20 protein-coding genes and 1 riboswitch are annotated in these 23021 nt (G+C 69.1%); of the genes, 11 read left to right on the top strand and 9 right to left on the bottom strand.

Annotation, left to right across the window (positions count from 1 at the left end; all coding sequences use genetic code 11):
* Positions 1 to 69: 69 nt before the first annotated feature.
* Together hemL and LRQ07_RS16025 are read left to right on the top strand one after the other, a co-directional pair.
* Positions 70 to 1392, top strand: a complete 1323-nt coding sequence (gene hemL / locus LRQ07_RS16030) for a glutamate-1-semialdehyde 2,1-aminomutase (protein ID WP_256535190.1) — start codon at positions 70 to 72, stop codon at positions 1390 to 1392.
* A 95-nt stretch (positions 1393 to 1487) separates the two neighbouring features.
* Positions 1488 to 1937 (top strand): hypothetical protein, encoded by a 450-nt coding sequence (locus LRQ07_RS16025; RefSeq protein ID WP_256535189.1) that lies wholly within the window; start codon positions 1488 to 1490, stop codon positions 1935 to 1937.
* A gap of 95 nt (positions 1938 to 2032) precedes the next feature.
* Here LRQ07_RS16025 and LRQ07_RS16020 read toward each other — a convergent pair whose 3' ends face one another.
* Positions 2033 to 4048: an ATP-binding cassette domain-containing protein gene (locus tag LRQ07_RS16020; protein ID WP_256535188.1), complete on the bottom strand. Its 2016-nt coding sequence runs from the start codon at positions 4046 to 4048 to the stop codon at positions 2033 to 2035.
* 112 nt (positions 4049 to 4160) lie between these two features.
* On the opposite strand from LRQ07_RS16020, the gene LRQ07_RS16015 reads away from it, so the two are divergent.
* Complete coding sequence (locus LRQ07_RS16015) at positions 4161 to 5222, top strand: enoyl-CoA hydratase/isomerase family protein (protein WP_256535187.1); 1062 nt, start codon at positions 4161 to 4163, stop codon at positions 5220 to 5222.
* A 169-nt stretch (positions 5223 to 5391) separates the two neighbouring features.
* Here LRQ07_RS16015 and LRQ07_RS16010 read toward each other — a convergent pair whose 3' ends face one another.
* Together LRQ07_RS16010 and LRQ07_RS16005 are read right to left on the bottom strand one after the other, a co-directional pair.
* Positions 5392 to 5781, bottom strand: coding sequence for a GntR family transcriptional regulator (locus LRQ07_RS16010; RefSeq protein WP_047520986.1), 390 nt, complete (start codon positions 5779 to 5781; stop codon positions 5392 to 5394).
* On the bottom strand, positions 5781 to 6842 hold the full coding sequence (locus LRQ07_RS16005) for a hypothetical protein (RefSeq protein ID WP_256535186.1): 1062 nt from the start codon (positions 6840 to 6842) through the stop codon (positions 5781 to 5783). Before LRQ07_RS16005 ends, LRQ07_RS16010 begins: the two co-directional genes overlap by 1 nt.
* 232 nt (positions 6843 to 7074) lie before the next feature.
* Between LRQ07_RS16005 and LRQ07_RS16000 the strand changes: the two genes are divergently transcribed.
* Both LRQ07_RS16000 and LRQ07_RS15995 read left to right on the top strand, forming a co-directional pair.
* On the top strand, positions 7075 to 8802 hold the full coding sequence (locus LRQ07_RS16000) for an ABC transporter ATP-binding protein (protein WP_256535185.1): 1728 nt from the start codon (positions 7075 to 7077) through the stop codon (positions 8800 to 8802).
* Positions 8799 to 11051, top strand: a complete 2253-nt coding sequence (locus LRQ07_RS15995; protein WP_256535184.1) for an ABC transporter ATP-binding protein — start codon at positions 8799 to 8801, stop codon at positions 11049 to 11051. Before LRQ07_RS16000 ends, LRQ07_RS15995 begins: the two co-directional genes overlap by 4 nt.
* Positions 11052 to 11123: 72 nt before the next feature.
* On the opposite strand, the gene LRQ07_RS15990 is transcribed toward LRQ07_RS15995, so the two are convergent.
* On the bottom strand, positions 11124 to 12968 hold the full coding sequence (locus tag LRQ07_RS15990; protein ID WP_256535183.1) for a D-alanyl-D-alanine carboxypeptidase: 1845 nt from the start codon (positions 12966 to 12968) through the stop codon (positions 11124 to 11126).
* Between the two features lie 82 nt (positions 12969 to 13050).
* A riboswitch (TPP riboswitch) is annotated at positions 13051 to 13162 on the top strand.
* Here LRQ07_RS15990 and LRQ07_RS15985 point away from each other — a divergent pair.
* From LRQ07_RS15985 to LRQ07_RS15970, 4 genes are all read left to right on the top strand, one after another.
* Positions 13153 to 13806, top strand: coding sequence for an ECF transporter S component (locus tag LRQ07_RS15985; RefSeq protein WP_232763263.1), 654 nt, complete (start codon positions 13153 to 13155; stop codon positions 13804 to 13806). (Overlaps the previous riboswitch by 10 nt.)
* Positions 13803 to 15260: an ABC transporter ATP-binding protein gene (locus LRQ07_RS15980; RefSeq protein ID WP_413775541.1), complete on the top strand. Its 1458-nt coding sequence runs from the start codon at positions 13803 to 13805 to the stop codon at positions 15258 to 15260. Before LRQ07_RS15985 ends, LRQ07_RS15980 begins: the two co-directional genes overlap by 4 nt.
* The gene (locus tag LRQ07_RS15975; RefSeq protein ID WP_256535181.1) at positions 15257 to 16036 is read left to right on the top strand and encodes an energy-coupling factor transporter transmembrane component T family protein; all 780 of its coding nucleotides are present in this window, start codon (positions 15257 to 15259) and stop codon (positions 16034 to 16036) included. Before LRQ07_RS15980 ends, LRQ07_RS15975 begins: the two co-directional genes overlap by 4 nt.
* Before the next feature lie 89 nt (positions 16037 to 16125).
* Complete coding sequence (locus tag LRQ07_RS15970) at positions 16126 to 17499, top strand: glutamate decarboxylase (protein ID WP_232763266.1); 1374 nt, start codon at positions 16126 to 16128, stop codon at positions 17497 to 17499.
* Between the two features lie 6 nt (positions 17500 to 17505).
* Here LRQ07_RS15970 and LRQ07_RS15965 read toward each other — a convergent pair whose 3' ends face one another.
* A complete protein-coding gene (locus tag LRQ07_RS15965; protein ID WP_232763267.1) occupies positions 17506 to 18240 on the bottom strand; it encodes an aminoglycoside 3'-phosphotransferase in 735 nt (244 codons plus the stop codon).
* A gap of 151 nt (positions 18241 to 18391) precedes the next feature.
* Here LRQ07_RS15965 and LRQ07_RS15960 point away from each other — a divergent pair, with 151 nt between their 5' ends.
* Positions 18392 to 19150 carry an SDR family NAD(P)-dependent oxidoreductase gene (locus tag LRQ07_RS15960; RefSeq protein WP_047520971.1) on the top strand — a complete coding sequence of 253 codons (759 nt, stop codon included), beginning with the start codon at positions 18392 to 18394 and terminating at the stop codon, positions 19148 to 19150.
* A 40-nt stretch (positions 19151 to 19190) separates the two neighbouring features.
* The gene (locus tag LRQ07_RS15955; RefSeq protein ID WP_232763269.1) at positions 19191 to 20021 is read left to right on the top strand and encodes an SDR family oxidoreductase; all 831 of its coding nucleotides are present in this window, start codon (positions 19191 to 19193) and stop codon (positions 20019 to 20021) included.
* Between the two features lie 53 nt (positions 20022 to 20074).
* Here LRQ07_RS15955 and LRQ07_RS15950 read toward each other — a convergent pair whose 3' ends face one another.
* The 4 genes from LRQ07_RS15950 to LRQ07_RS15935 all read right to left on the bottom strand — a co-directional run bounded on the left by LRQ07_RS15950 (position 20075) and on the right by LRQ07_RS15935 (position 22930).
* A complete protein-coding gene (locus LRQ07_RS15950; protein WP_256535180.1) occupies positions 20075 to 20827 on the bottom strand; it encodes a sulfite exporter TauE/SafE family protein in 753 nt (250 codons plus the stop codon).
* 13 nt (positions 20828 to 20840) lie between these two features.
* Positions 20841 to 21428, bottom strand: coding sequence for an ankyrin repeat domain-containing protein (locus LRQ07_RS15945; RefSeq protein ID WP_256535179.1), 588 nt, complete (start codon positions 21426 to 21428; stop codon positions 20841 to 20843).
* A 14-nt stretch (positions 21429 to 21442) separates the two neighbouring features.
* Positions 21443 to 22081 (bottom strand): bifunctional 4-hydroxy-2-oxoglutarate aldolase/2-dehydro-3-deoxy-phosphogluconate aldolase, encoded by a 639-nt coding sequence (locus LRQ07_RS15940; protein ID WP_047520967.1) that lies wholly within the window; start codon positions 22079 to 22081, stop codon positions 21443 to 21445.
* Between the two features lie 87 nt (positions 22082 to 22168).
* Positions 22169 to 22930, bottom strand: coding sequence for a GntR family transcriptional regulator (locus LRQ07_RS15935; RefSeq protein ID WP_131493363.1), 762 nt, complete (start codon positions 22928 to 22930; stop codon positions 22169 to 22171).
* Positions 22931 to 23021 lie beyond the last annotated feature (91 nt).

Raw genomic sequence — 23021 nt, 5'->3', positions numbered from 1 at the left:
CGGAGACCGTGCACGACGGTTAGCCTGGAAGGGATGCCGGGACGGCTCCGTGCATCGCAAGGAGCTTTCATGACCGACCGCAATGACGACCTGTTCTCCGCTGCCAGGGCGGTGATCCCCGGCGGCGTGAACTCGCCGGTGCGCGCCTACGGTTCGGTCGGGGGGACACCGCGTTTCCTGGCGTCGGCCACGGGCGCCACGGTGACGGATGCGGCAGGGCGCGAGTACGTCGACCTGGTGGCCTCGTGGGGGCCCGCGCTCCTCGGACACGCGCACCCGGAAGTCGTCGCCGCGGTGCAGGAGGCCGCGACCCGCGGGCTGTCGTTCGGTGCTCCGACCGAGGGCGAGGTGGAACTCGCGGCGTTGATCGCCGACCGGGTCCGCTTCGGCGAGATCCGCCCGATCGAACGCGTTCGACTGGTGTCCACCGGGACCGAGGCCACCATGACGGCGATCCGTCTCGCGCGCGGAGCCACCGGCCGCGACTTGCTCGTGAAGTTCGCCGGGCACTATCACGGCCACTCGGACGGTCTTCTCGCAGAAGCGGGTTCCGGTGTCGCGACCCTGGCGCTCCCCGGATCGGCAGGGGTACCGGCTCCCATCGCTGCGCAGACGCTCGTGATCGGGTACAACGACCCCGAGGCGCTGGCCGCGGTGTTCGCCGAGCACGGACAGCGGATCGCCGCCGTGATCGTCGAGGCGTCGGCCGCGAACATGGGCGTCGTCCCGCCGTTGCCGGGATTCAACCGCCTGATCGCCGAGACCGCGCACGCGCACGGTGCGCTGATGATCCTCGACGAGGTGCTCACCGGGTTCCGCGTGCATCCCGCAGGCTTCTGGGGACTGCAGGCCTCGGAGGGCGAGGACTACCTGCCCGATATCGTCACCTTCGGCAAGGTCGTCGGCGGGGGGATGCCGCTGGCCGCGCTCGGTGGGCGGGCCGAGGTCATGGACCTGCTCGCCCCTCTGGGGCCGGTGTATCAGGCGGGGACGCTCTCGGGGAATCCGCTGTCGGTCGCGGCGGGCCTCGCGACGTTGCGGCTCGCGACGCCCGAGGTCTATGCGACCATCGATGCCGCCTCCGCTCGGCTCTCCGCGGCGCTGGACGCCGCGCTCGCATCTGCCGGGGTCACTCACGCGGTCGCGCGGGCGGGCAACCTGTTCAGCGCCTCGTTCCGCTCCTCCGTGCCGCGGAACTACGCCGAGGCCCAGGCGCAGGAGTCGTTCCGCTATGCGCCGTTCTTCCACACGCTGCGGGAGCAGGGTGTGGCCCTGCCGCCGAGTGTCTTCGAGGCCTGGTTCCTGACCGCCGCGCACGGTGACGAGGAGCTCGGGCTCATTGAAGCGGCGCTGCCGTCTGCCGCGGAGGCCGCGGCGGCGGCTCGCCCGTAGTGTGCCGGGGAATGGCGTGACCCCACAAGGGATCGTTGCGTTCCTGTGAGCAACTTCCAGACAACTGGCAGGGCGGCGCTGGCAGACTAAGTGTCATGGTGACGTTGCTGCTGGACCAGACGCAACTCGAAGTCGTGCTCTCGCCGCTGGAACGAGCCGCGACATTCCACCGCGAGAACCTCCGGATCGTGCGCGACACCATCACCAAGGTCCAGCTGACCGACGACGCGTGGACCTGGCTGCGAGGGGTGCCGAATCCCGGCACGCACATCCCCGGCGTCCTGGCCGCGGGAAGCTGGAAGGCCGCGGGCAGCCTCGACTTCGTGCTCATCCGCCGCCGTCGCCCGAGCGTCGTCATCGACCTCGAGGGCGACGAGCAGTACCGCCGCCTGATCCTCACGACCAGACACGGCCTCGCGCTCACGCAAGCGCTCCGACTCGACGTGTCCTCGGAGCCCGCGAACGTCGAGGAGATCGTCGCCACGGCGCCGACCCCCGTGTTGAAGGGGAGCCGCCGACCGGTCATCCGCCCCCGGCCCGCCTGAGCACAGGGCGACCGACGGGAATCCGCGCCCCACGACGGGGAACGCCCTCCGCGGCCGTCAGGCCGGGAGGGCGTTCTGCTGCATGAGCGGGCGGGTCACCCGTGGTGGTTCTCGCCGTGGTGATTCTGGCCGTCGTGGTTCTCGCCGTCGGGATCGTGGCCGCCGTCGTGATCCTGGCCGTCGGTGGCCTCGGAGTCGCCGGATTCCTCGAGGCTCGTTTCCTCGGACTCGGGCTCGGGCTCGGGCTCGGCCAGCGGAACGGTGTCGATCACGCCGGTGGAGGCGACGCTCCAGTGGGCACCGTCCTCGACGGGCGCATCGTCGGTGGCCTCGGCGTCCTGCCCCAGCGGGTAGTCCTTCGGCTCGTCCTCGTAGTACGCGCGTGCGGCCGCGGCGAGCATCGAGCTGACGGCTGCCGACCGCGGATCGGCGTCCTCCTCGGTCTCGGCAGTGTCCTCGCCGCCGTCGACGTCCGCGGCGGTGTCGAGGTCGGCGAAGATCTCGACACCGGCGGGGGCATCGTCCTCCGCTGCGTCGTCGTCGTGGGCGTCGGCGCCGTCCGTGCTGACGATCTGCTCGTCTCCGGCAGTGTCGTCTCCGGCGGTGTCGTCTGGGGCGGTGTCGTCGTGCGCAGAGGTCTGTGCGGGAGTGTCCGTCTCGGGGGCGTCACTCGTCGTGAAGACCTCGGCGACGTCGTGGCGCGGCGATTCCGGGTCAGCTGTGGCCGCGGGGGAGGCGACGGGGGCTGCCGCACCGAACAGGATCTCGTCGAATGACCGCGCCGGGGGATCCTCGGCCTGGTCGGTCTCGTCGTCCCGGCTCGTGTCACCGTGGTCCTCGTCGCCGTGACGATCTTCGTGGTCTTCGTGGGGGAGCGGTTCGTCCGCCTCGGATGCGGCTGCAGCGACGGGAGCGGCATCCACCGGCGTCTCGTCGTCCGCCTCGGGGGTGAACAGCCCGGAGATGCCGTCGTTCGAATCCTCGTCGACGGTCGCCGACGCGGAAGCCGCTGCGGCCAGGTCATCGCCAACGGCTTCACCGGCGGGTGCGGCGGCGGCCTCGGCGGCCCAGGCCGCGGCGGCGGCTACCGGGATGGCGACCGTGGACTCGGCGTCAGCGGCGTCGGTGGCAGCGGAGTCGGAATCGGCGTCGTCAGGCGTGGCGGCGAGCACCGGCGCGTCGAGCGGCGGCGTGTTCGTGTCTGTGCGGGGCGCGAGTCGGCCGCCGCGCATGAGGTCGATGAAGACGTCTTCCAGGGTCGGGCCGCGCTGCACGAGCGTGCTCAGGGCGATTCCGGCCTCCGCGGCGACAGCTCCGACGGTCCCGGCGTCGCCGCCTCGCACGGTCAGGCCGGAGCGCAGGACCTCGATGTCGAATCCTGCCGCGTCGAGCGCGACACGAAGCGCACCACGATCCGCGGCATCCACGATGACGGAGCCGCCTTGCGGGTCGGCGAGCGTCTCGATACCGCTCGCCAGCACCAACCGGCCCTTCGAGAGGACCAGGACGTTGTCGGCGACCTGCTCCACCTCGCTGAGGACGTGCGAGGACACGAGTACCGTGCGTCCTTCGTCGGCGAGGCGGCGCATCAGCAGGCGCATCCAGCGGATGCCCTCGGGATCGAGCCCGTTGGCCGGCTCGTCGAAGACGAGCGCACCCGGGTCGCCGAGAAGGGCGTGCGCGACGCTCAGCCTCTGACGCATGCCGAGCGAGAAGCCGCCGATCCGGGAGTCGCCTTCGGAGTCCAAGCCGACGAGGGACAGAACCTCTCCGACGCGGGCCAGCGGGATGCCGTTCGCCTTGGCGGCGATCGTCAGCTGACGTTCGGCGGTGCGCCGAGGACGATAGACGGTCTCTTCCAGGACGGCACCGATGGTGCGCAGCGGCTGGCGGAGCTCCGCGTAGGCCGTCCCGCCGATCGTGGCCGTTCCGGAGGTGGCGCGCACCTGACCGAGGAGGATTCGCAGGGTGGTGGTCTTGCCGGCTCCGTTCGGGCCGAGGAAGGCGGTGACGGCGCCGGGCTCGACGCGCGCGGAGAAGTCCGAGACGGCGGTCACCTCATTGAAGCGCTTCGTCACGTGCGTGAACTCCAGCACCTGTCCTTCAGGCATCCGTGACCTCTCGTCGCAGTGAACAGTTCCTCCCTATCCTGCCGGAAAAGCCTGTCGGATCCCGCATTTCGCGCGGAATCTCCGCCCTCGGCGAAGCGGTAACCTGGCACGCGTGACCGAATCCCAGGCTGCATCCCGTGTCCTCATCCGCACCGAAGGAGCACTCGGGCGGCTCACGCTCAATCGTCCGGAGGCGATCAACGCGCTCGACGAGGGGATGATCCAGACGCTCACCGACGCGCTCGACGCCTGGCGCGACGACACCGACGTGCAGATCGTGCTGATCGACGGGGCGGGGGAGCGAGGCATGTGCGCCGGCGGAGACGTGCGTGCGCTGCACGCGCAGATCGTCGCCGGGGAGTCCGAGCGCACCGCCGAGTTCTTCCGCGCGGAGTATGCGTTGAACGCGATGATCGCGGAGTATCCGAAGCCGGTCGTGGCGTTCGCCGACGGCATCACGATGGGTGGGGGGATCGGCCTGGCCGGTCATGCCGCGATCCGCATCGTCACGGAGCGCTCGAAACTGGCGATGCCCGAGACCCGGATCGGTTTCACGCCCGATGTCGGCGGCACCTGGCTGCTCGGACGAGCGCCCGGCCGCTTCGGGGAGTACTTCGGGTTGACCGGCGCGACGATGAGCGGAGCGGATGCCGTCTACCTGGGGTTCGCCGACCACTTCGTGCCGTCCGATCGTCTGGACGCGCTGAGGGAGGCCCTCGCGTTCCGTGCGGATCCGACAGGCCCGAGCGAGATCGTCCTGCTCTTCGACGAGACGCCGGACCCCACGCAGCTGCCCGCGTCGAAGGCATGGATCGACGAGGCGTTCTCGGCCGCGACCGTGAGGGAGATCATCGACCGCCTGGAGGCGCAGGACACCACGGAGGCCGCCGCCACGGCTGAGCTCTTGGCGGGCCTCGCCCCCACCGGCCTCACGGTCACGCTCGATGCCGTGCGCGAAGCGCGCGAGCTCCCGGGGTTGCGCGCCGCCCTCGAGGGCGAGTACCGGCGGGTGCTGTGGTTCGTCAACGAGCACCCGGACCTCGTCGAGGGCATCCGCGCGCAGCTCGTCGACAAGGACCGCAACCCGAAGTGGGACCCGCCGACGCTGGCCGAGCTCGCGCCGGACGCCGGTGCCCCGGCGCGGGCGTACGTGCCCCAGCCGCCGCTGTTCTGACGTTCCGGGGTGTGGGGCCGCCGGGAGTGTGCCCGCGTGCGGTGCACACCCGTCGGGAGTGTGCCCGCTTGTCGGACGGTTTCGGCCGTTTTCGGTCGGTTCGGCCCGGAACTCCCGACAGGCGGGCAGGGAGTCCCCGGCAGGTGGGCCGGGCCGGAGCGGGATCGGGCTACTCCCCGGCGTCCTCTGGCGTCGTCCGCGACTGCCAGATCGTCCGCAGCACATCGACGATGTCGTCGAGCTCGGCGCCGAGGGGGTCGGCCTCGTCGACCAGGTCACGGAGGCGGCGGATCACCGAGGCCGGGAGGACCCCGGCCGACTCGGAGACACGCGTGCCGGCGGCGGTGCGCGAAATCACCAGTCCGTCCGCCTCGAGCATCTTGTAGGCGCGTGCGGCGGTGCCGGGAGCGACGCCCAGATCGCTCGCCGTCTGGCGGACGGTCGGCAGTCGTTCGCCGGCACCGAGCTGGCCCGAGACGATGAGGCCGCGCAACTGCCGGTAGATGTCGAGCGCAGGATTGGTCTCATCTGCTGCCGAGAGCTTCGGATTCGGGCTCATCACACGGCCTCGCTGTTGGCGGGGCTCTCGGCCTCGGAGCCCGTACGCGCGCCGTGATCGCGCGGGTACAGCTGCCCGATCACCAGGAAGAGGAGCACGAAGGCGGCGATCTCCAGCAACGGTGCCAGACCGCCCCCGACACCTGCGATCTCGCCGTATCGCCAGAATGCCGTGTAGGAGTCCGAGCCGCCGTCGCGCTGGACGGTCAGCCCGACGACCGATCCGGCATCGGCGATGAACCGCCACGCCCCCGCAAGGGTGAGGAGGAGCGCCGACGTCGCCGTCCGGGTGATCGCCGTCGCGACATCGCGGCGTTCGCGCTGCTCTGCGGCCACCGTCTCCGGGCGCAGGAACGGGCGGACGGCGCTCGCGTGGAGCGCGGCCACCATGACTGCCAGGAGGACCGCGGTGCAGATCAGCACGGGGATGCCGTACGCCCAGCCGTAGAACCAGGGTCGGAGCGGGTCGATCGGCTCGTTGTTGATCGCGATCTCGAGGAAGACATAGGGACCCCCGTTGATGTTCGACGAAGCGAGACCGGCCAGGACCGTGGTCGCCGTGAGAGCAAGCGCTGCGAGGGCGGCTCCCGCCGTTCCTGCGCGCGGACTGAAGGTCAGCCACGTGCGGCGGGGAACGGCGACCGGTCGTTCCGGGGGTGTGCTCCCGAGGGTCGCGACGATCGCGAGCAGGAGTCCGATGCCGACGGACGCCGTGAACACCGGCATCGCGTACCGCCACCAGGAGATGACGCCGTTGAGATCGAGCACGTATCCGGAGATCAGATTGTCGGCGAGGAAGACGACGACCACTGCGATCGCCGTCAGACCGATCGTGCGGTGCTCTCGCGAGTAGCGGGCGACGACGCCGCCGGCTGTGGCCGCCCCGAGCCGCATCCGGCTCTCCCTCTGCGCGCGCCTTCCGGGGAACACGCAGATGCCGCACGCGATGACCGCCGCGACGACCAGAGAGACCCACGGCATCGTGAAGAGCGCGCCGAGCATCTGCCAGCCATCCAGGCGCCACAGAGCGGAGGCGAGCGGGGAGGTGAAAAGGTCAGGCATCCGGAGTCCGTTCTCTTTGTACTGCATGTCTATCACAAGTTGTATCAGTGCGTAAATACAAGCTCGGACCGAACCGCTGATCGTACGGGAAACCGGTTCGCTGTCAGCGAAGGTCCGTCCAAAGGGGGATACGAATGTCCGCGGATCGTGGCACTCTGTCTTGTGGCCGGTTGTCGGTCGGCATCCGTCTGCCGAGAAACCCGCCGCGTCATCCTTCCTAGAAAGTCCGCCTGTGCTGGGAAAAATCCTCTTTCGCTATCTCTCTCGATACCGGTGGCTGTTGCTCGCGGTGCTGGTCTTCCAGCTCGCCAGCGTGGCAGCGACCCTCTACCTCCCGCGCCTGAACGCCGACATCATCGACAAGGGCGTCGCCCGCGGTGACACCGCCTACATCTGGGGCACCGGCCTGTTCATGCTCACGGTCTCGTTGGGTCAGATCATCGCCTCGGTCACCGCGACCTACTTCGCCGCGCGCGCCGCGATGGGTGCCGGACGCGACATCCGTTCCGACGTGTTCGGCAAGGTCAGCGGCTTCTCCGAGCGCGAGGTCTCCCAGTTCGGTGCCGGCTCACTCATCACCCGCAACACGAACGACGTGCAGCAGGTGCAGATGCTCGCCATGATGGGCGCGACCATGCTCGTCACGGCGCCGCTGCTCGCGATCGGCGGCATCATCTTCGCCGTGCAGACCAACGTCGGCCTCAGCTGGCTCATCGCGGTCTCCGTGCCGCTGCTGCTGATCCTCGCCGCTCTCGTGATCGGGCGCATGGTCCCACTGTTCCGCAGCTACCAGGGCAAGCTCGACAACGTGAACCGCATCATGCGGGAGCAGCTCACCGGTGTCCGCGTCGTCCGTGCGTTCGTGCGCGAGGGCATCGAAGAGGAGCGCTTCCGCGGGGCCAACACCGACATCATGGTCGTCGGCCGCAAGGTCGGCTCGCTGTTCGTGCTGCTCTTCCCCCTGTTCATGCTCATCCTCAACGTCACCGTCGTCTCGGTCATCTGGTTCGGCGGCATCGAGGTGAACAACGGCACGGTGCAGGTCGGCACGCTGTTCGCCTTCATGCAGTACATCGGCCAGATCATGGGCGGCGTCATCATGGCGAGCTTCATGGCGATGATGATCCCGCGCGCGGCGGTCTCGGCCGAGCGCATCGGTGAAGTGCTCGATTCCGAATCCACGCTGATCCGTCCCGAGAACGGCGTCACCGAGTTCCCGGTACCAGGGTCCTTGGCGCTCGACGACGTCGAGTTCACCTACCCCGGAGCCGATTCGCCGGTCCTCACCGGCATCAGTTTCGCGGCGCAGCCGGGCGAGATCGTCGCGATCGTCGGCTCGACCGGATCGGGCAAGACGACGCTCGTGTCGCTCATCCCGCGTCTCTTCGACGTCTCGGGCGGCGCGGTGCACGTCGGCGGCACGGACGTGCGCGAGGCCGACGTCGAGGCGCTGTGGGACAGCATCGGACTGGTGCCGCAGCGTCCTTTCCTCTTCACCGGAACCGTCGCATCGAACCTGCGCTACGGGCGTGAAGATGCGACCGACGAAGAACTCTGGCATGCGCTCGACATCGCGCAGGGTCGCGACTTCGTCGAGGAGATGCCGGACGGACTCGATTCGCGGATCGCGCAGGGTGGTACGAACGTCTCGGGCGGTCAGCGCCAGCGTCTCGCGATCGCGCGTGCGATCGTGCACCAGCCGCAGATCCTCGTCTTCGACGACTCGTTCTCGGCGCTCGATCTGACCACCGATGCCCGGCTCCGCCAGGCGTTGTGGAGGGAGCTCCCGCATGTGACGAAGATCGTGGTCGCCCAGCGCATCTCCACCATCACGGACGCCGACCGCATCGTCGTCCTCGACGGCGGCACGATGGTGGGCGTCGGCACGCACGAGGAACTGCTCGAGACGAGCGAGACCTACCGCGAGATCGTCGAGTCGCAGCTGGGGGTGGACGCATGAGCGAGCAGAACAAAGAACAGGGCAAGCCCACGCGTTGCCGCCGTAAGGCCACGGCTCCCGTGGCCGAGGTCGAACTGACGGCGGAGGAGAAGTACGAGGCCGAGCTCGCGGAGCAGGCCCGACAGAACTCCGGCGACTGGGACAGCGTCGCGCCGGGCAAGGCCGACAACTTCGGGCCGAGCTTCGCGCGCATGATCGGGTTGCTGAAGCCCTCGGCACTCTGGTTCGTCTTCGTGTCGATCCTGGGTGCGCTGGGCGTCGTGCTGACGGTCGCCGCGCCCAAGGTGCTCGCCGAGGCGACGAACCTCGTCTACAAGGGGTTCATCTCCATCCAACTCGGGCAGCCGAACGGCGACTCCCCGGGGTTCCCGGCAGGAACATCGCAGGACGTCGTGGTCGAGGCGCTGCGAGGCGCGGGTCAGGACGACTTCGCGAATCAGGTCGGTGCGCTGGGTGACTTCACCGTCGGTCAGGGTGTCGACTTCGGCGCGCTGCGCCTGGTCATCGCCGCTGTCCTCGCCATCTATGTCGCCGCGGCGTTCCTCACCTGGATCCAGGGGTACGTCATCAACGTGATCATGGTGCGCACCATGTGGCGTCTGCGCGAGGCGGTCGAGGCGAAGATCAACCGTCTGCCCCTGTCGTACTTCGACAAGGTGCAGCGCGGTGAGCTGATCTCGCGCGTCACGAACGACATCGACAACATCACCCAGACGATGCAGCAATCGCTGTCCGGTGCGCTCACCTCCGTGCTCACCGTGATCGGCGTGCTCGTGATGATGTTCTCGATCTCCTGGCAGCTCGCGCTCGTCGCCCTCATCACGCTGCCGCTGATGGGTGTGATCTTCGGCATCATCGGTCCGCGCTCGCAGAAGGCCTTCGGCACGCAGTGGCGCAAGGTCGGACGGCTCAACGCCCGCGTCGAGGAGGCGTTCTCCGGCCACGCGCTGGTGAAGGTCTTCGGACGTGAGAAAGACGCGCTCGACAAGTTCCAGGCCGAGAACGAGGAGCTGTTCCAGGCCAGCTTCAAGGCGCAGTTCCTGTCCGGCATCATCATGCCGGCGATGATGTTCGTCGGAAACCTCAGCTACGTGGGCATCGCGGTGCTCGGTGGTCTGATGGTCGCGAACGGACAGCTCCGTCTCGGCGATGTGCAGGCGTTCATCCAGTACTCGCAGCAGTTCACGCAGCCGCTCTCCGAGCTCGGCGGCATGGCTGCGGTGGTCCAGTCGGGTACGGCGTCGGCGGAGCGCGTGTTCCAGCTTCTCGACGCGGACGAGCAGGAGGCAGACGATGCCGATGCTCCGGAGCTCGTCGAGGGCAAGGGCGTCATCGAGTTCGAGAACGTCGCATTCTCGTACACGCCGGATCGTCCGCTGATCAAAGACCTGTCGTTCCGGGTGGAGCCGGGGCAGACCGTCGCGATCGTGGGGCCGACCGGTGCGGGGAAGACGACCCTGGTCAACCTGATCATGCGTTTCTACGAGCTCAGCGGCGGACGCATCATGCTCGACGGTCAGGACATCGCCGAGGTGACCCGGGATGAGCTGCGGTCGCGCACCGGGATGGTGCTGCAAGATCCGTGGCTGTTCGCGGGGAGCATCCGCGAGAACATCCGCTACGGTCGCTCCACCGCGACCGACGACGAGGTCCTCGCCGCGGCGAAGGCGACCTACGTCGACCGCTTCGTCCACGCCCTCCCCGAGGGCTACGACACGGTGCTCGACGAGGATGCCGCGAACGTCTCCGCGGGCGAGCGTCAGCTCATCACCATCGCGCGCGCGTTCGTCGCACAGCCGTCGATCCTCATCCTCGATGAGGCCACGTCGGCCGTCGACACCCGCACCGAGCTTTTGCTGCAGCACGCGATGGCCGCCCTTCGCAAGGGACGCACGTCCTTCGTGATCGCGCACCGTCTGTCGACCATTCGCGATGCCGACCTCATCCTCGTGATGGAGCACGGCGACATCGTGGAGAAGGGCACACATGACGAGCTGATCGCCGCGCAGGGAGCCTACTGGCGCCTGTACCAGTCGCAGTTCGAGCAGGCGGCCACAGACATCGACGCCGAAGAGGCCCTCACCGGCTCGACGCCCGTCGTGGTCACCGGTGACGCGGACGAGGAGAGCGTGCACGCGGCTGCGGCCGTCGCCGGCGCGTCGGTGGGGGCGCAGGTTCCCGCCGCCGAGACGGCTGCTGCCCAGGCGATTCTCGAGGAGGGGGCCGACGGCTCCGCCTCTCGCGACTGAGCGGCATCACGCAGACGCCCCATCCTGCTCACGCGGGATGGGGCGTCGTGCTGTACTCGGCCGAGCGAAGTGTCAGGACCCGTCGTCCGTGATCCCGAGCAGTTCCAGGGGGTGGGTCAGGCGCCACCACGGGCTCGGCCCCTCGACGTCATCGGCCAGGACCAGGGGAACCGTCGCGGTGTTGAGCGGTCCGGCCGCGGTCAAGGTGCCCACGGTGGCGTCCTCGTCCCGCTTGTCGCCGAGATCGAAGGCCGTGGTCGCAGTGGCGACAGCACCGTTCCAGAGCACGACATCGGCATCGGATTCGGTGACCACGTCGACCTTCTCGCCCCAGTCGGTCGTGACCTGCCCGACGACCGTGCCCTTCGCGACGGCTGCCTCCTGTGCATCCAGGGCGGCCTCCGTCTCGGCGAACAGCGAACGGGTGAGAGCGAGGCGCTCGTCGTCGCCCGCCTGATTCAGCGCCGCCGCGAACAGGTGCACCGTGGTGTCCCCGATCGTCAGGTCTTTCGCCGTCAGTAGGTTCCAGCCGACCAGCGTGCCGGTCTTGATGCCGACGACGCCCGGATCGGCGAGCATCCCGTTGGTGTTGACGACCGTGCCCGCACCCGGGAGGTCCACTGACCGGGTGCCGACGATCTCCGCGAACACGGGGTTCTGCATGGCCAGCTCACCGAGCTTGATCAGGGCCGCAGGGGTCGCCACATTGCGCTCGTCGAAACCGGAGGGGGTGACCACCGTGATGTCGGTGAGCGCACGATCGCGCAGCCACACCTCGGCGGCGGCCGCGAACTCCTGGTCCGAGCCCCAGATCTCGGAGGCCAGCCGGTCGATGTAGTTGTTCGCCGACCCGAGGAGTGTGCCCTGGAGCATCTGGTACTCGGTGAGGACGCCGTCGACAGGGACATCCAGTGCAGACTGATCGCTGCGCCGGTAGTTCCAGTAGTCCACGCTGTCGCCGTAGGTGAAGCCGAACTCCGGCCCCTGCTCGCCGAGGGCGAGGGGCATGCGGTCGAGCACCATCAAGCTGCTCACGACCTTGGTGATGCTCGCGATGCTCACCGGATCGGTGATCGACGCCGCGGTGGTGAGCCCGGCGATGCCGACGGACGCGCTGCCCTCACTCGGCCAGGTGATCGTCGCGGCGGGAGCGGGAACCGTGTCGAACTCGACGGACTGCGCCGTCGGCGGAACCTCGTGCAGCGGCCAGAGCAAAGTCGTGCCCGCATAGCCGGCGACCAGCGCGGTGAGCGCGACCAGCGGCACCAGGATTCCCGGGCGAGCGATGGCCGGCCGCAGGCGAGCCCCACGGAGGAGCCCGCCGTTCTGTTCGGTTTCCGGGGTCTGCTCGAACGTCGCCGTGGCCGTGTGCGCACCGACGGCGGCGGCATCGACCCAGGTCAGTGCGGTCGCGCCCGTCTTGCCGTCGGCCCACTGCACGGCCGCGCCGTCGACGAGCGCCTCGGCCTCATCGGGCTCCTGCGCCTCCTCACCCTCGCCGCGTCGGCGGGGCTGGAAGGGCGGCTTCGTGAGTGGCGGAGTCGCGGGACCATCCGCCGGCTCCGGGTCGAGCGCCGGCTCCGGGTCGTGCACGGGCTCCGGGTCGAGCACGGGCTCCGGATCGGACGTCGACGTGGCATCGGTCTCGTGGCGTCGTGCGGGCGTCCGGTCGACCGTGAACAGCGCGCCGATCGCGGCGGCGTCGACCGGGACGGCGGAGACGACGGAGGGATCCGACGGGGGCGTGTCGCCGGCGAAGAGTCGATCGGCGGCGAAGGGTGCGGCGCTCTCCGATGCGGGGGCGGCGGGGTCCGACGCGATCGCCAGGTCGTCCACAGGCCCGGAGGGGGCGGCCGTCCGCGAGCCGTCGTCGCTGACGACGCCCGTCGCCTCGTCGGCGGGATCTGAAGCGGTCACTCGTTTACGGTACCCAATCCCCGGCGTGTTCCGCGGCGCGAAGCCCTGTCGCCACGCCGGTGTCGCCACCGGGTAAGATCGTCAGCACAACCACGGGAGTCCGGCGAGCCGGGCTGAGAGGGAGCGAATCGCGCTTCGACCGTCGAACCTGATCTGGGTCATGCCAGCGCAGGGAGGAGTTCAGATGAGTACGTCCACGTCCGCATCCGCGAAGCAGACATCCGCCGCGAACGGTCTGCGACCCACGTCGATCTGGCGCTGGCGCGTCGTCGACATCGTCGTCGCCGCCGTCCTCGGCGTCGCGATCGGCCTCGTCTTCTGGGGCTGGAACACCATCGGCTACGCCTGGTTCGGCGCCGCTGACGCCCTGACGCCGGGTCTCGGCGGCATCGCCGTCGGCATCTGGCTGCTCGGCGGCGTCGTCGGCGGCCTCGTGATCCGCAAGCCGGGCGCCGCGCTGGTGGTCGAGCTGGTCGCGGCGATCGTGTCGATGCTGATCGGCAACGTGTGGGGCGTCTCGACCGTGCTGTCTGGCATCGTGCAGGGCCTCGGTGCGGAGATCATCTTCGCGCTGTTCTTCTATCGTCGTTTCGGCATCGTGGTCGCCGCGCTCGCGGGTGTCGGCGCAGCGGTCGCCGCCTGGGTGTTCGAGCTGTTCTACGGCAGCTCGCCGAACATCCTGAAGTCGCTCGAGTTCAACACCATCTATCTGGTCAGCGTCGTCATCTCGGGCGCGATCCTCGCGGGCGTGGTCGGGTGGCTGCTCGTGCGCGCCCTCGCCGTCACCGGCGCACTCAACCGCTTCGCCGTCGGGCGAGAGCACGTGCGCGAGGTCTGAGCGTGAGCTTCGCCGCCCCGGCCCGCGTGCAGGCTGCGGGCTGGGGCTGGCGGTATGCCGGTCGAAAGCGCCCAGCCGTCGCCGACGTCTCGTTCACGATCGAACCGGGCGAGCGGGTGCTGCTTCTCGGCGCATCGGGCGCGGGCAAGTCGACTCTGCTCGCCGGTCTCGCCGGCGTCCTGGGCGGCGATGATGAGGGGGAGCGGACCGGTGACCTGCGCATCGACGGCGCGTCCCCGGAATCGCGGCACGGTCGCGTGGGGCTCGTCCTCCAGGACCCCGATGCCGGAATCGTGCTGTCGAAAGTCGGCGATGATGTGGCGTTCGGCTGTGAGAATCTCGGTGTCGCGGCGTCCGAGATCCCGGACCGAGTCGCGGAGGCTCTCGACGCCGTGGGCCTCGACGTCTCGCCGCAGCGTCCCACGAAGGCGCTCTCGGGCGGCCAGAAGCAGCGACTGGTGCTGGCCGGCGTGCTCGCGATGCGCCCGGGCCTGCTGCTGCTCGACGAGCCGACCGCGAACCTCGACCCCGAGGGCGTGCGCGAGGTGCGGGCGAGTGTCGAGCGGGCGGTGATCTCCTCCGGTGCGACACTGATCGTCGTCGAGCATCGCACGCCGGTCTGGGTCGATCTGATGACGCGTGTGATCGTGCTGGCGGCCGACGGCGGGCTGCTCGCGGATGGGACCCCCGAGCACGTGTTCGCGGTCCACGGTGACGTGCTCGCCGACGCAGGGGTGTGGGTGCCTGGGCGTGACATCGACCTGCCCGTACTGGAGCGGGTGACGGCACCCGATGCGCTCTCCACCTCCGGGCTCTCGATTGCGAGGGAAGCGGGCGTCGTCGTGCAGGCGGGACTCGACCTGCGCGCACCGCGGGCGAATGCGACCGTGATCACCGGGCCGAACGGGGCGGGCAAGTCGACCCTTGCGCTCACTCTCGCCGGACTCATCCCCGAAGAGGCAGGAGAGGTGCGGTCGGCACCCGAGCTGGCGGGGCGCAAAGGCACCCGCCCGATCCGGTGGACGTCGCGCGAGTTGCTCACCCGTATCGGCATGGTCTTCCAGGAGCCGGAGCACCAGTTCCTCACCCAGACACTGCGTGACGAGCTCGCTGTCGGTCCGCGCGCGCTCGGCTGGGACCGTGCGAGGACGGACGCCGTCGTCGATGATCTCCTCGAGCGACTCGGCCTCGCGCCGCTCGCGCTGGCCAACCCGTTCACGCTCTCCGGCGGCCAGAAGCGGCGGCTGTCCGTCGCGACGGCGTTGGCGGGTGCACCGGAGGTGATCGTGCTGGACGAGCCGACGTTCGGTCAGGACCGGCGTGGATGGATCTCCCTCGTCGCGCTCCTGCAGGAGGAGATCACGCGTGGACGGTCGATCATCGCGGTGACGCACGACGATGCCGTGGTCCGACATCTGGGTGGTCATCGCATCGAGTTGGGGGCGGCAGCGTGACGGCGATCGAGACCGCACGGCCGGTATGGCTCGACGGGGTGAACCCGGTGACGAAGCTGGTGCTCGCCGTGCTGCTGTCGGTGCCGTTGTTCGCGTCCATCGATGTCACGAGCGCGCTGGCCGCGATCGTCCTGCAGTTGCTCTGCCTGCCGCTGACCGGACTGCGTCCCTCGACGGTCCTGAGGAGGCTGCTGCCGATCGCGATCTTCGCGCCGATCGCCGGCGTGAGCATGCTGCTGTACGCCGAACCGGCCGGGCGGATCTACTGGACCTTCGGGTTCGCGACGATCAGCGAGGACTCCATCACCCTCGCGATCGCGGTGAGCCTGCGTGTGGTCGCGCTCGGGCTGCCCACGATCCTGCTCTTCGGCGGCACCGACCCGACCGAACTCGCCGATGCGCTGGCCCAGGTCGCCAAGCTCCCGAGTCGCTTCGTGCTGGGCATCCTCGCCGGTACGCGGATGCTGGGCCTGTTCCTGGATGACTGGCGCACCATGAGCCTGGCTCGTCGTGCGCGCGGTGTGGGGGACCGGGGAGTGCTCCGACGGTTCTTTTCCATGGCCTTCGTGCTGCTCGTGTTCGCCGTGAGGCGCGGCTCCAAACTGGCACTCGCGATGGAAGCGCGCGGCTTCGGTTCCGACATCCCCCGCACCTGGTCGCGTCCGTCGCGGCTGCACCCGAGAGACGCAGTGGCGCTGATCGGCGGCATCGCGATCATGGCGCTCGCGCTCGCTGCCGCTGTCGTCGTGGGGACGTTCCGCTTCGTGTGGAGCTAGGGTCTGTCGCGAACCGGTCGATACGTCGGCGCGATCTCGCTACGGTGGGCGGCAAGGCCGCAAGGATGCCTCCACCGAAAGGTTCTCGTATGAGCAGCACGCCCTCCTCCGGCTACGAGCCGATGTTCACGCGCCCGGGGGAGGCGTCGGTCGCCCCGCGCCATCTGATCCCGCCCCAGGGTTCGCTCCCTGCCACGGCGAGGCAGATCGTCGAGGACGAGACGATCCTCGACGGCAATGCGCGCCTCAACCTGGCGACGTTCGTCAGCACGTGGATGGATGACGACGCCAAGCAGGTGTACACCTCGTCTTTCGACAAGAACATGATCGACAAGGACGAGTACCCGCAGACGGCGGCGATCGAGGACAACTGCTGGCACATGCTGGCGAACCTCTGGAACGCGCCGGACGCCTCGGGTGCCATCGGTACCTCGACGGTCGGTTCGTCCGAGGCGTGCATGCTGGGCGGCCTCGCCTTCAAGCGTCGCTGGCAGCAGGCGCGACGTGCCGCGGGAAAGGACACGTCGACGCCGAATCTGGTGATGTCGTCCGCCGTGCAGGTGTGCTGGGAGAAGTTCTGCAACTACTTCGACGTCGAGCCGCGCTACGTCCCCATCTCCGAGGAGCACAAGACGCTCGACGGTCACGATCTGGCGAAGTACGTCGATGAGAACACGATCGGCGTCGTCGCGATCATGGGCGTCACCTACACCGGGATGTACGAACCGGTGGCCGCGATCGCTGCGGCGCTCGATGAGATCCAGAAGGACACCGGGCTCGACATCCCCATCCATGTCGACGGTGCCTCCGGGGCGATGATCGCGCCGTTCCTGCAACCCGACCTCGTGTGGGATTTCCGTCTCGAGCGCGTGCACTCGATCAGTACGTCCGGCCACAAGTACGGTCTCGTGTACCCGGGTCTCGGATGGGTGGTCTGGCGCGAGGAGAAGTGGCTGCCGGAGGATCTCGTGTTCAAGGTCAGTTACCTCGGCGGCGAGATGCCCACATTCGCGCTGAACTTCTCGCGTCCGGGGGCGCAAGTGCTGTTGCAGTACTACCTGTTCCTTCGGCTGGGGTTCGAGGGCTACCGTGCCGTGCAGCAGGAGTCGCAGGACGTCGCGAAGTACCTGTCGGCCGGGATCGCGGGGCTCGACGCCTTCGAGCTCTGGAACGACGGCAGCGACATCCCGGTGTTCGCCTGGCGCCTCAAGGACGGCCATACGAAGAACTGGACGCTGTACCACCTGCAGGACCGTCTCCGGATGCGCGGATGGCTCGTGCCGGCGTACCCGATGCCCGCGGATCTCGAGCAGATCACGGTGCAGCGGATCGTCGTGCGCAACGGGCTGAGCATGGACCTGGCCGCCGACCTGCTGGACGCGATCACGGCGGAAGTCGCCCACCTCGACGCCCTCACCGCGCCGATGCCATCCGATCACCCCGACTCGGCGTTCCACCACTAGGGGTGCTCAGGTCGCGTTCCAGAGGTCGCGGTAGAAGGCGAGACGCTCGCGGTCGGGTTCGACTCCGTAGGCCTCGATCAGAGCGTCCTCCCACCCGGGGCCAAAGTTCCACTCGGTGCTCATGGAGGCGACGGCGATGTCGGCCCAGCGGTCGGCCACGCCCAGCAGAGCCAGGTCGACGTGCGCGAGCCAGCGGCCGTCGTCTCCCACCAGGGTGTTGGGGCAGCAGGCATCGCCGTGACTGACGACGAGGCGGTCGACCGCGGGAGCGGTCCGGAGGCTTTCCGGCACGGCGATCCCGCGTCGTTCCGCGTTCGCGATGCGCGAAGGCACGCTCCACTCCCAGGGGCACTCCCGCACGGGGAGGGCTTCATGCATCGCGCGGAGCCCTTCGCCGACTGCTCGCACGGCGGTCGCGGGCTCTGCGATCCATCGCGGGTCCACCGCGCTGAGGCCGTCGAGGGCGGCAGTGATCATCCACTCGTGCGTGTCGTCCGCCCCGCCGTCGAGCACGGTCGGCACAGTGATCCAGCCCGACGCCCACCTCATCCGTTCGGCCTCGTCGCTCAACGTGAATTCGAGGTTCCGAGGCCCCCACTTGATGTAGAACGGCTCTGCGGTGCCGGTGGCGCGGAAGGTGAGTCCGCCGTAGTCGTTGCGCCAGACACATTCGAGGTCGGCTCCCCGGGCGAGCAGGCGGACGTGTTCGGGGACGACGACGTCTTCGGCGGGGATCGACATCCATCCATCCTGCCCGACGGCACGTCAGGAGTGATGTCGTAGGCTCGCTTTCGACGCCGTACCTCCATTCGTGATGACACCAAGAACCACGTAAGCTGGGACCGCGTTCCATCACAGCAGACGCACGACGACGTTCGAAGGAGAACATCAGATGCAGATCAGCGGACAGGGTGCACTCATCACCGGCGGCGCCTCGGGGCTCGGCCTGGCGACCGCTCGTCGCCTCGTCGCCGCGGGCGCCCACGTCACGATCATCGACCTCGCTTCGTCGAAGGGCGCGGAGGTGGCCGATGAGATCGGCGGGCTGTTCGTCGCCGCCGACGTCACGAGCGCCGAGGAGGTACAGGCGGCCGTCGCGGCCGCGCAGTCCGCCGCGCCGCTGCGTGTGGTGGTGAACTGTGCGGGCATCGCGCCGCCGGCCAAGGTGCTCGACCGCGAAGGCAACCCGGCCGTGCTCGCCGACTTCGAACGGGTGATCCGCATCAACCTCGTCGGCACGTTCAACGTCGTCTCGCAGGCATCCGCCGTGATCGCCAAGAACGAGCTCCACGACGACGAGCGTGGCGTCATCGTCAACACCGCGAGCGTGGCCGCCTTCGACGGACAGATCGGCCAGCCCGCGTACTCGGCGTCGAAGGGCGGCGTGCACGCGATGACCCTTCCGATCGCGCGCGAGCTCGCGCGCCACGGCATCCGGGTCTGCACGATCGCGCCCGGCATCATGGAGACGCCGATGCTGATGGGGCTGCCGCAGGAGGCACAGGACTCCCTCGGCCAGCAGGTGCCGTTCCCCGCCCGCCTCGGCCGACCCGACGAATACGCCGCTCTCGTGGAGCAGATCGTCGAGAACGGCTACCTCAACGGCGAGACCATCCGCCTCGACGGCGCGATCCGCATGGCCCCGCGCTGACCCCGCCCTCAGAACCGCGATCGAGAACCCAGGAGAATCCATGACACTGGCAGGCAAGACCATCCTGATGTCGGGCGGCAGCCGTGGCATCGGCCTCGCGATCGCGCTGCGGGCCGCGGCTGACGGCGCGAACATCGCGATGCTCGCGAAGACCGACACCCCGCATCCCAAGCTCGAGGGCACGATCCACACCGCCGCGGAGCAGATCCGTGCGGCCGGGGGCAATGCCCTGCCGATCGTGGGCGATGTCCGCGATGACGACGACATCACCGAGGCGGTCCTGAAGACGCAGGGCGAGTTCGGTGGCATCGACATCGTCATCAACAACGCCAGCGTCATCGACCTCTCGCGCTCGCTCGACCTGAACGCCAAGAAGTACGACCTGATGCAGGACGTCAACGTGCGCGGCACGTTCATGCTGTCCCGCGCGGCGGTGCCGATCCTGAAGGATGCCGAGAACCCGCACATCCTCTCGCTGTCGCCGCCCCTGAACCCCACGCCGAAGTGGCTCGGTGCGCACACCGGCTACACGCTCGCGAAGTTCGGCATGACGCTGGCCACGCTCGGCCTCGCGGCGGAGTTCGCGCGCGACGGGATCGCCGCCAACACGCTGTGGCCCCGCACCACCATCGCCACGGCCGCCGTGCAGAACCTCCTCGGCGGCGACAAGGTGATGGCCGCGAGCCGTACGCCCGCCATCTACGCCGACGCCGCCTACGCCGTGCTGCTCAAGCCCGCGGGCTCTTACACCGGGCAGTCGCTCATCGTCGAGGATGTGCTCGAAGGTGAGGGCGTGACCGATTTCTCCGGGTACGCCGCGATCCCCGGCACTCCCGACAGTGCGCTCTTCCCCGACATCTTCCTCGACTGACCCCCACCTCATTCGGGCAGGGCGCTTTGGCCTCGCCGGCAGGGAGACCCGGGTCAGATCAGGAGGTAGGCCGCGCCGAGGATCGTGAGGATGATCACGAGGCGGTCGAACACGCGCTGGTTCAGGCGTCGCGCGACGCGCAGGCCGAGGAGCGCGCCGATCACCACGAGCGGCGCGAGGGCGGCATCCATCAGCAGCACCGGAGTGGGGAACAAGCCGAGACCGGCGAGGAACGGCACCTTGAGCACGTTGATGATCGCGAAGAACCAGGCGGAGGTGCCGAGGAAGACCTGCACCGGAGTCCGGGTGGCCAGGAAGTACATCGACATCACGGGGCCGCCGGCGTTGGCGACCATCGTGGTGAAACCACCGAGCGTGCCGTAGGCGCCGGAGAGCACGATGCCGCCGGAGGAGGGCGGGGCCGCTGCGTGCGCACGGTCCTGCCGCCATCGCCGCCAGAGGGTCACGCCGATCATCAGCAGCAGGATCACGCCGATCGCCCGGCGGACGATGCCGTCGCCGGCGAGCGCGAGGAACGCGAATCCGGCAAGGAGCCCGAGGACGACGGCCGGTGCGAGGCGCAGCAGCGTCGGCCAATGGGCGTGGCGGCGGTAGGCGATCAACGCGAACACGTCGCCGACCATCAGCAGGAGCAGCATCGCGGCCGTGGAGGTGCGTGCGGGCAGGACGGCCGCGAACAGCGCGATCGCCAGGATGCTGCCGCCCGGGAGAGCCGTCTTGGAGATGCCGATCGTCACCGCGGCCACGGCGAGTGCGGCCCACGCCCAGGGGTCGAGCGCGATCACCGTTGCCGCCCGATCACCGTTCGAGCTCGGCGACGATCGCGTCGTAGCCGCGGCTCCGTGCCAGTTCGACCGGCAGCACACCGTCGCCGTCGGGGATGTGCGCATCGGCACCGCCGTCGAGGAGCGCCCGCACCACCTCCACGTAGGCGGAGGAACCGTCGCCGAGCACGATCGCCTCGTGCAGGGCCGTCCAGTTCAGGTTGTTGACGTGGTCGGGATCCACGCCCGCCTCGAGGAGGATCTCGACGGTCGCGAGCAGCCCGCGTTCGGACGCCGGGATCAGTGCGGTACCACCGAAGCGATTCGTGCTCGTCAGGTCGGCGCCGTTCTCGAGGGTCAGCAGCAGGATCTCATCGTGACCGCGGGCGCCCGCATACAGGTACGCGGAATCCTGGATGTCGTCCTTCGCGTTCACGTCGGCGCCGGCGTCGATGAGCGCCCGCGCCGCCTCGACTCTGTTGCCCTTGGTGGCCGCGATCAGGGCAGTCATCCCGCCGGCTCCTCGCGCCTCGATGTCCGCACCGGCGGCGAGTGCCGACCGCACGGCATCCGCATCGCCGGCCGCGGCGGAGGCGAGCAGATCAGTGGTGGCGTCGGTCATCGTGTGTGGTGCGATCAGCCCCGCGCGGCGGAGAGTGCGGTGGTGAAGCGTGCGGCGCGCTGCTCGATGTCGGACCAGTCGGCTGCGGCGATCGATGCGCCGTTCGCGAGGTCTCCGCCCGCACCGACGGCGACAGCGCCGGCCGCGAACCACGCAGCGAGATTGTCCGGATTCACGCCGCCGGTCGGCATCAGGGGCGCGGTGGGGAACGGGCCCCGCAACGCGCCGAGGTACGACGGGCCGCCCAGCGACGCGGGGAAGATCTTGACGACGTCGACGCCCAGCTCCAGCGCGCCCATGACCTCGGTGGGGGTCATCGCTCCGGTCATCACGACGCGGTCGGTGTCGAGCATCGACCGGGTGAGATGGGGGAGGGTGCCGGGGCTGACGAGGAACTCCGCGCCCGCATCAGCGGCCTGAGTGGCCTGAGCCGCGGTGGTCACCGTGCCGGCACCGATGTACGCGGCGTCGCCGTGACGCGCGACCAGTTCGCGGATCACCGCCGGCGCATCGGGTGTCGAGAAGGTGACTTCGATGCCGGTCACGCCACCGCGGATGATCGCCTCGGACGCCTCCAGGGCCAGCTCAGGGGAGGGGGCGCGGAGGACGGCGAGGATGCCGGTGCTGCGGGCGCGGTCGAGGCGGTCGGACATGAGGCTCCTTGCGGTGGGGGATCCTTCCATTCTCCCGGGCATCCCCTGTAATGACAACTCGGCCGGAAGACGGACGTATGCGCCGGACTACTTCGCGACGAGCGTGGTCTCGAAGCGGTACAGGTCGGGGCGGTAGCAGTGGTGGCCGAGCTCGATCGCAGCGCCTGACTGGTCGAACGAGATGCGCTCCATGGTCAGTAGCGGACCGCCCGCCTCGATCTCCAGCAGTTCTGGTTCATCGGCCTCTGCGCGGCGTGCGCCGATCTTCTGCTTGGCGACCCGGATGGCGATGCCTCGGGCGCGGAGCGCCTGATAGAGACCTCGGGACTCGAGTTGTTCGGCGGAGATGTCCGCGAACTCGCGAGGGAGGTAGTTCTCGAGAACGGCGACGGGAACGCCGTCGGTGCTCCGTCGGCGTCGCAGGTGGAGGACCTCCGCACCGGGGGGCAGGGCGAGCGCCGTCGCCACTTCCTCCGAAGCCGGGATCACCTCGTGCGTCAGCACCTGCGTGCCCGGTTCGTGGTGGGCGCTCTGCAGGTCTTCGAAGAGACTGGTGAGTTCGACCTGGCGGGTGACGGAACCCTGCACGACCTGGGTGCCGATGCCCCGTCGGCGCACGAGGAGTCCCTTGTCCACGAGTTCCTGGATCGCTCGTCGAATGGTGGGTCGGGAGAGGCCCAGCTGCTCGGCGATCGACACCTCGTTCTCGAGGCGGGCGCCGGCGGGGATCGCTCCGGATTGGATCGCGCTCTGCAGGCGCGTGGAGACCTGGAAGTAGAGCGGGACCGGACCCGTGCGGTCGATGTCCGCGAAGAGATCGTTCGGCCACGGGGTGACGAGATCGGCCATGGTCCTCCGCTTTCTGTGGGGAGTCATATTGTAGCGACAATCATACGATCCACCCCAGACCCGATTTTCCGGGCACTTCGAGCGGCGATGC

The organism is Microbacterium sp. J1-1 (assembly GCF_024498615.1).
Taxonomy (GTDB): Bacteria; Actinomycetota; Actinomycetes; order Actinomycetales; family Microbacteriaceae; genus Microbacterium; species Microbacterium aurugineum.
The sequence above is the reverse complement of the archived record's forward strand: the minus strand, read 5'-3'. Positions and strand labels throughout refer to the sequence as shown.

What these genes read in the sequence shown, in the direction of transcription:
- hemL (WP_256535190.1), top strand. Translation starts at nt 70, where the DNA reads ATGACCGACCGCAATGACGACCTGTTCTCCGCTGCCAGGGCGGTGATC.
- LRQ07_RS16020 (WP_256535188.1), bottom strand. Translation starts at nt 4,048, where the DNA reads ATGCCTGAAGGACAGGTGCTGGAGTTCACGCACGTGACGAAGCGCTTC.
- LRQ07_RS15960 (WP_047520971.1), top strand. Translation starts at nt 18,392, where the DNA reads ATGCAGATCAGCGGACAGGGTGCACTCATCACCGGCGGCGCCTCGGGG.
- LRQ07_RS15995 (WP_256535184.1), top strand. Translation starts at nt 8,799, where the DNA reads ATGAGCGAGCAGAACAAAGAACAGGGCAAGCCCACGCGTTGCCGCCGT.
- LRQ07_RS15955 (WP_232763269.1), top strand. Translation starts at nt 19,191, where the DNA reads ATGACACTGGCAGGCAAGACCATCCTGATGTCGGGCGGCAGCCGTGGC.
- LRQ07_RS15965 (WP_232763267.1), bottom strand. Translation starts at nt 18,240, where the DNA reads ATGTCGATCCCCGCCGAAGACGTCGTCGTCCCCGAACACGTCCGCCTG.
- LRQ07_RS15945 (WP_256535179.1), bottom strand. Translation starts at nt 21,428, where the DNA reads ATGACCGACGCCACCACTGATCTGCTCGCCTCCGCCGCGGCCGGCGAT.
- LRQ07_RS15970 (WP_232763266.1), top strand. Translation starts at nt 16,126, where the DNA reads ATGAGCAGCACGCCCTCCTCCGGCTACGAGCCGATGTTCACGCGCCCG.
- LRQ07_RS15940 (WP_047520967.1), bottom strand. Translation starts at nt 22,081, where the DNA reads ATGTCCGACCGCCTCGACCGCGCCCGCAGCACCGGCATCCTCGCCGTC.
- LRQ07_RS15985 (WP_232763263.1), top strand. Translation starts at nt 13,153, where the DNA reads ATGAGTACGTCCACGTCCGCATCCGCGAAGCAGACATCCGCCGCGAAC.
- LRQ07_RS16010 (WP_047520986.1), bottom strand. Translation starts at nt 5,781, where the DNA reads ATGAGCCCGAATCCGAAGCTCTCGGCAGCAGATGAGACCAATCCTGCG.
- LRQ07_RS16005 (WP_256535186.1), bottom strand. Translation starts at nt 6,842, where the DNA reads ATGCCTGACCTTTTCACCTCCCCGCTCGCCTCCGCTCTGTGGCGCCTG.
- LRQ07_RS15935 (WP_131493363.1), bottom strand. Translation starts at nt 22,930, where the DNA reads ATGGCCGATCTCGTCACCCCGTGGCCGAACGATCTCTTCGCGGACATC.
- LRQ07_RS16025 (WP_256535189.1), top strand. Translation starts at nt 1,488, where the DNA reads ATGGTGACGTTGCTGCTGGACCAGACGCAACTCGAAGTCGTGCTCTCG.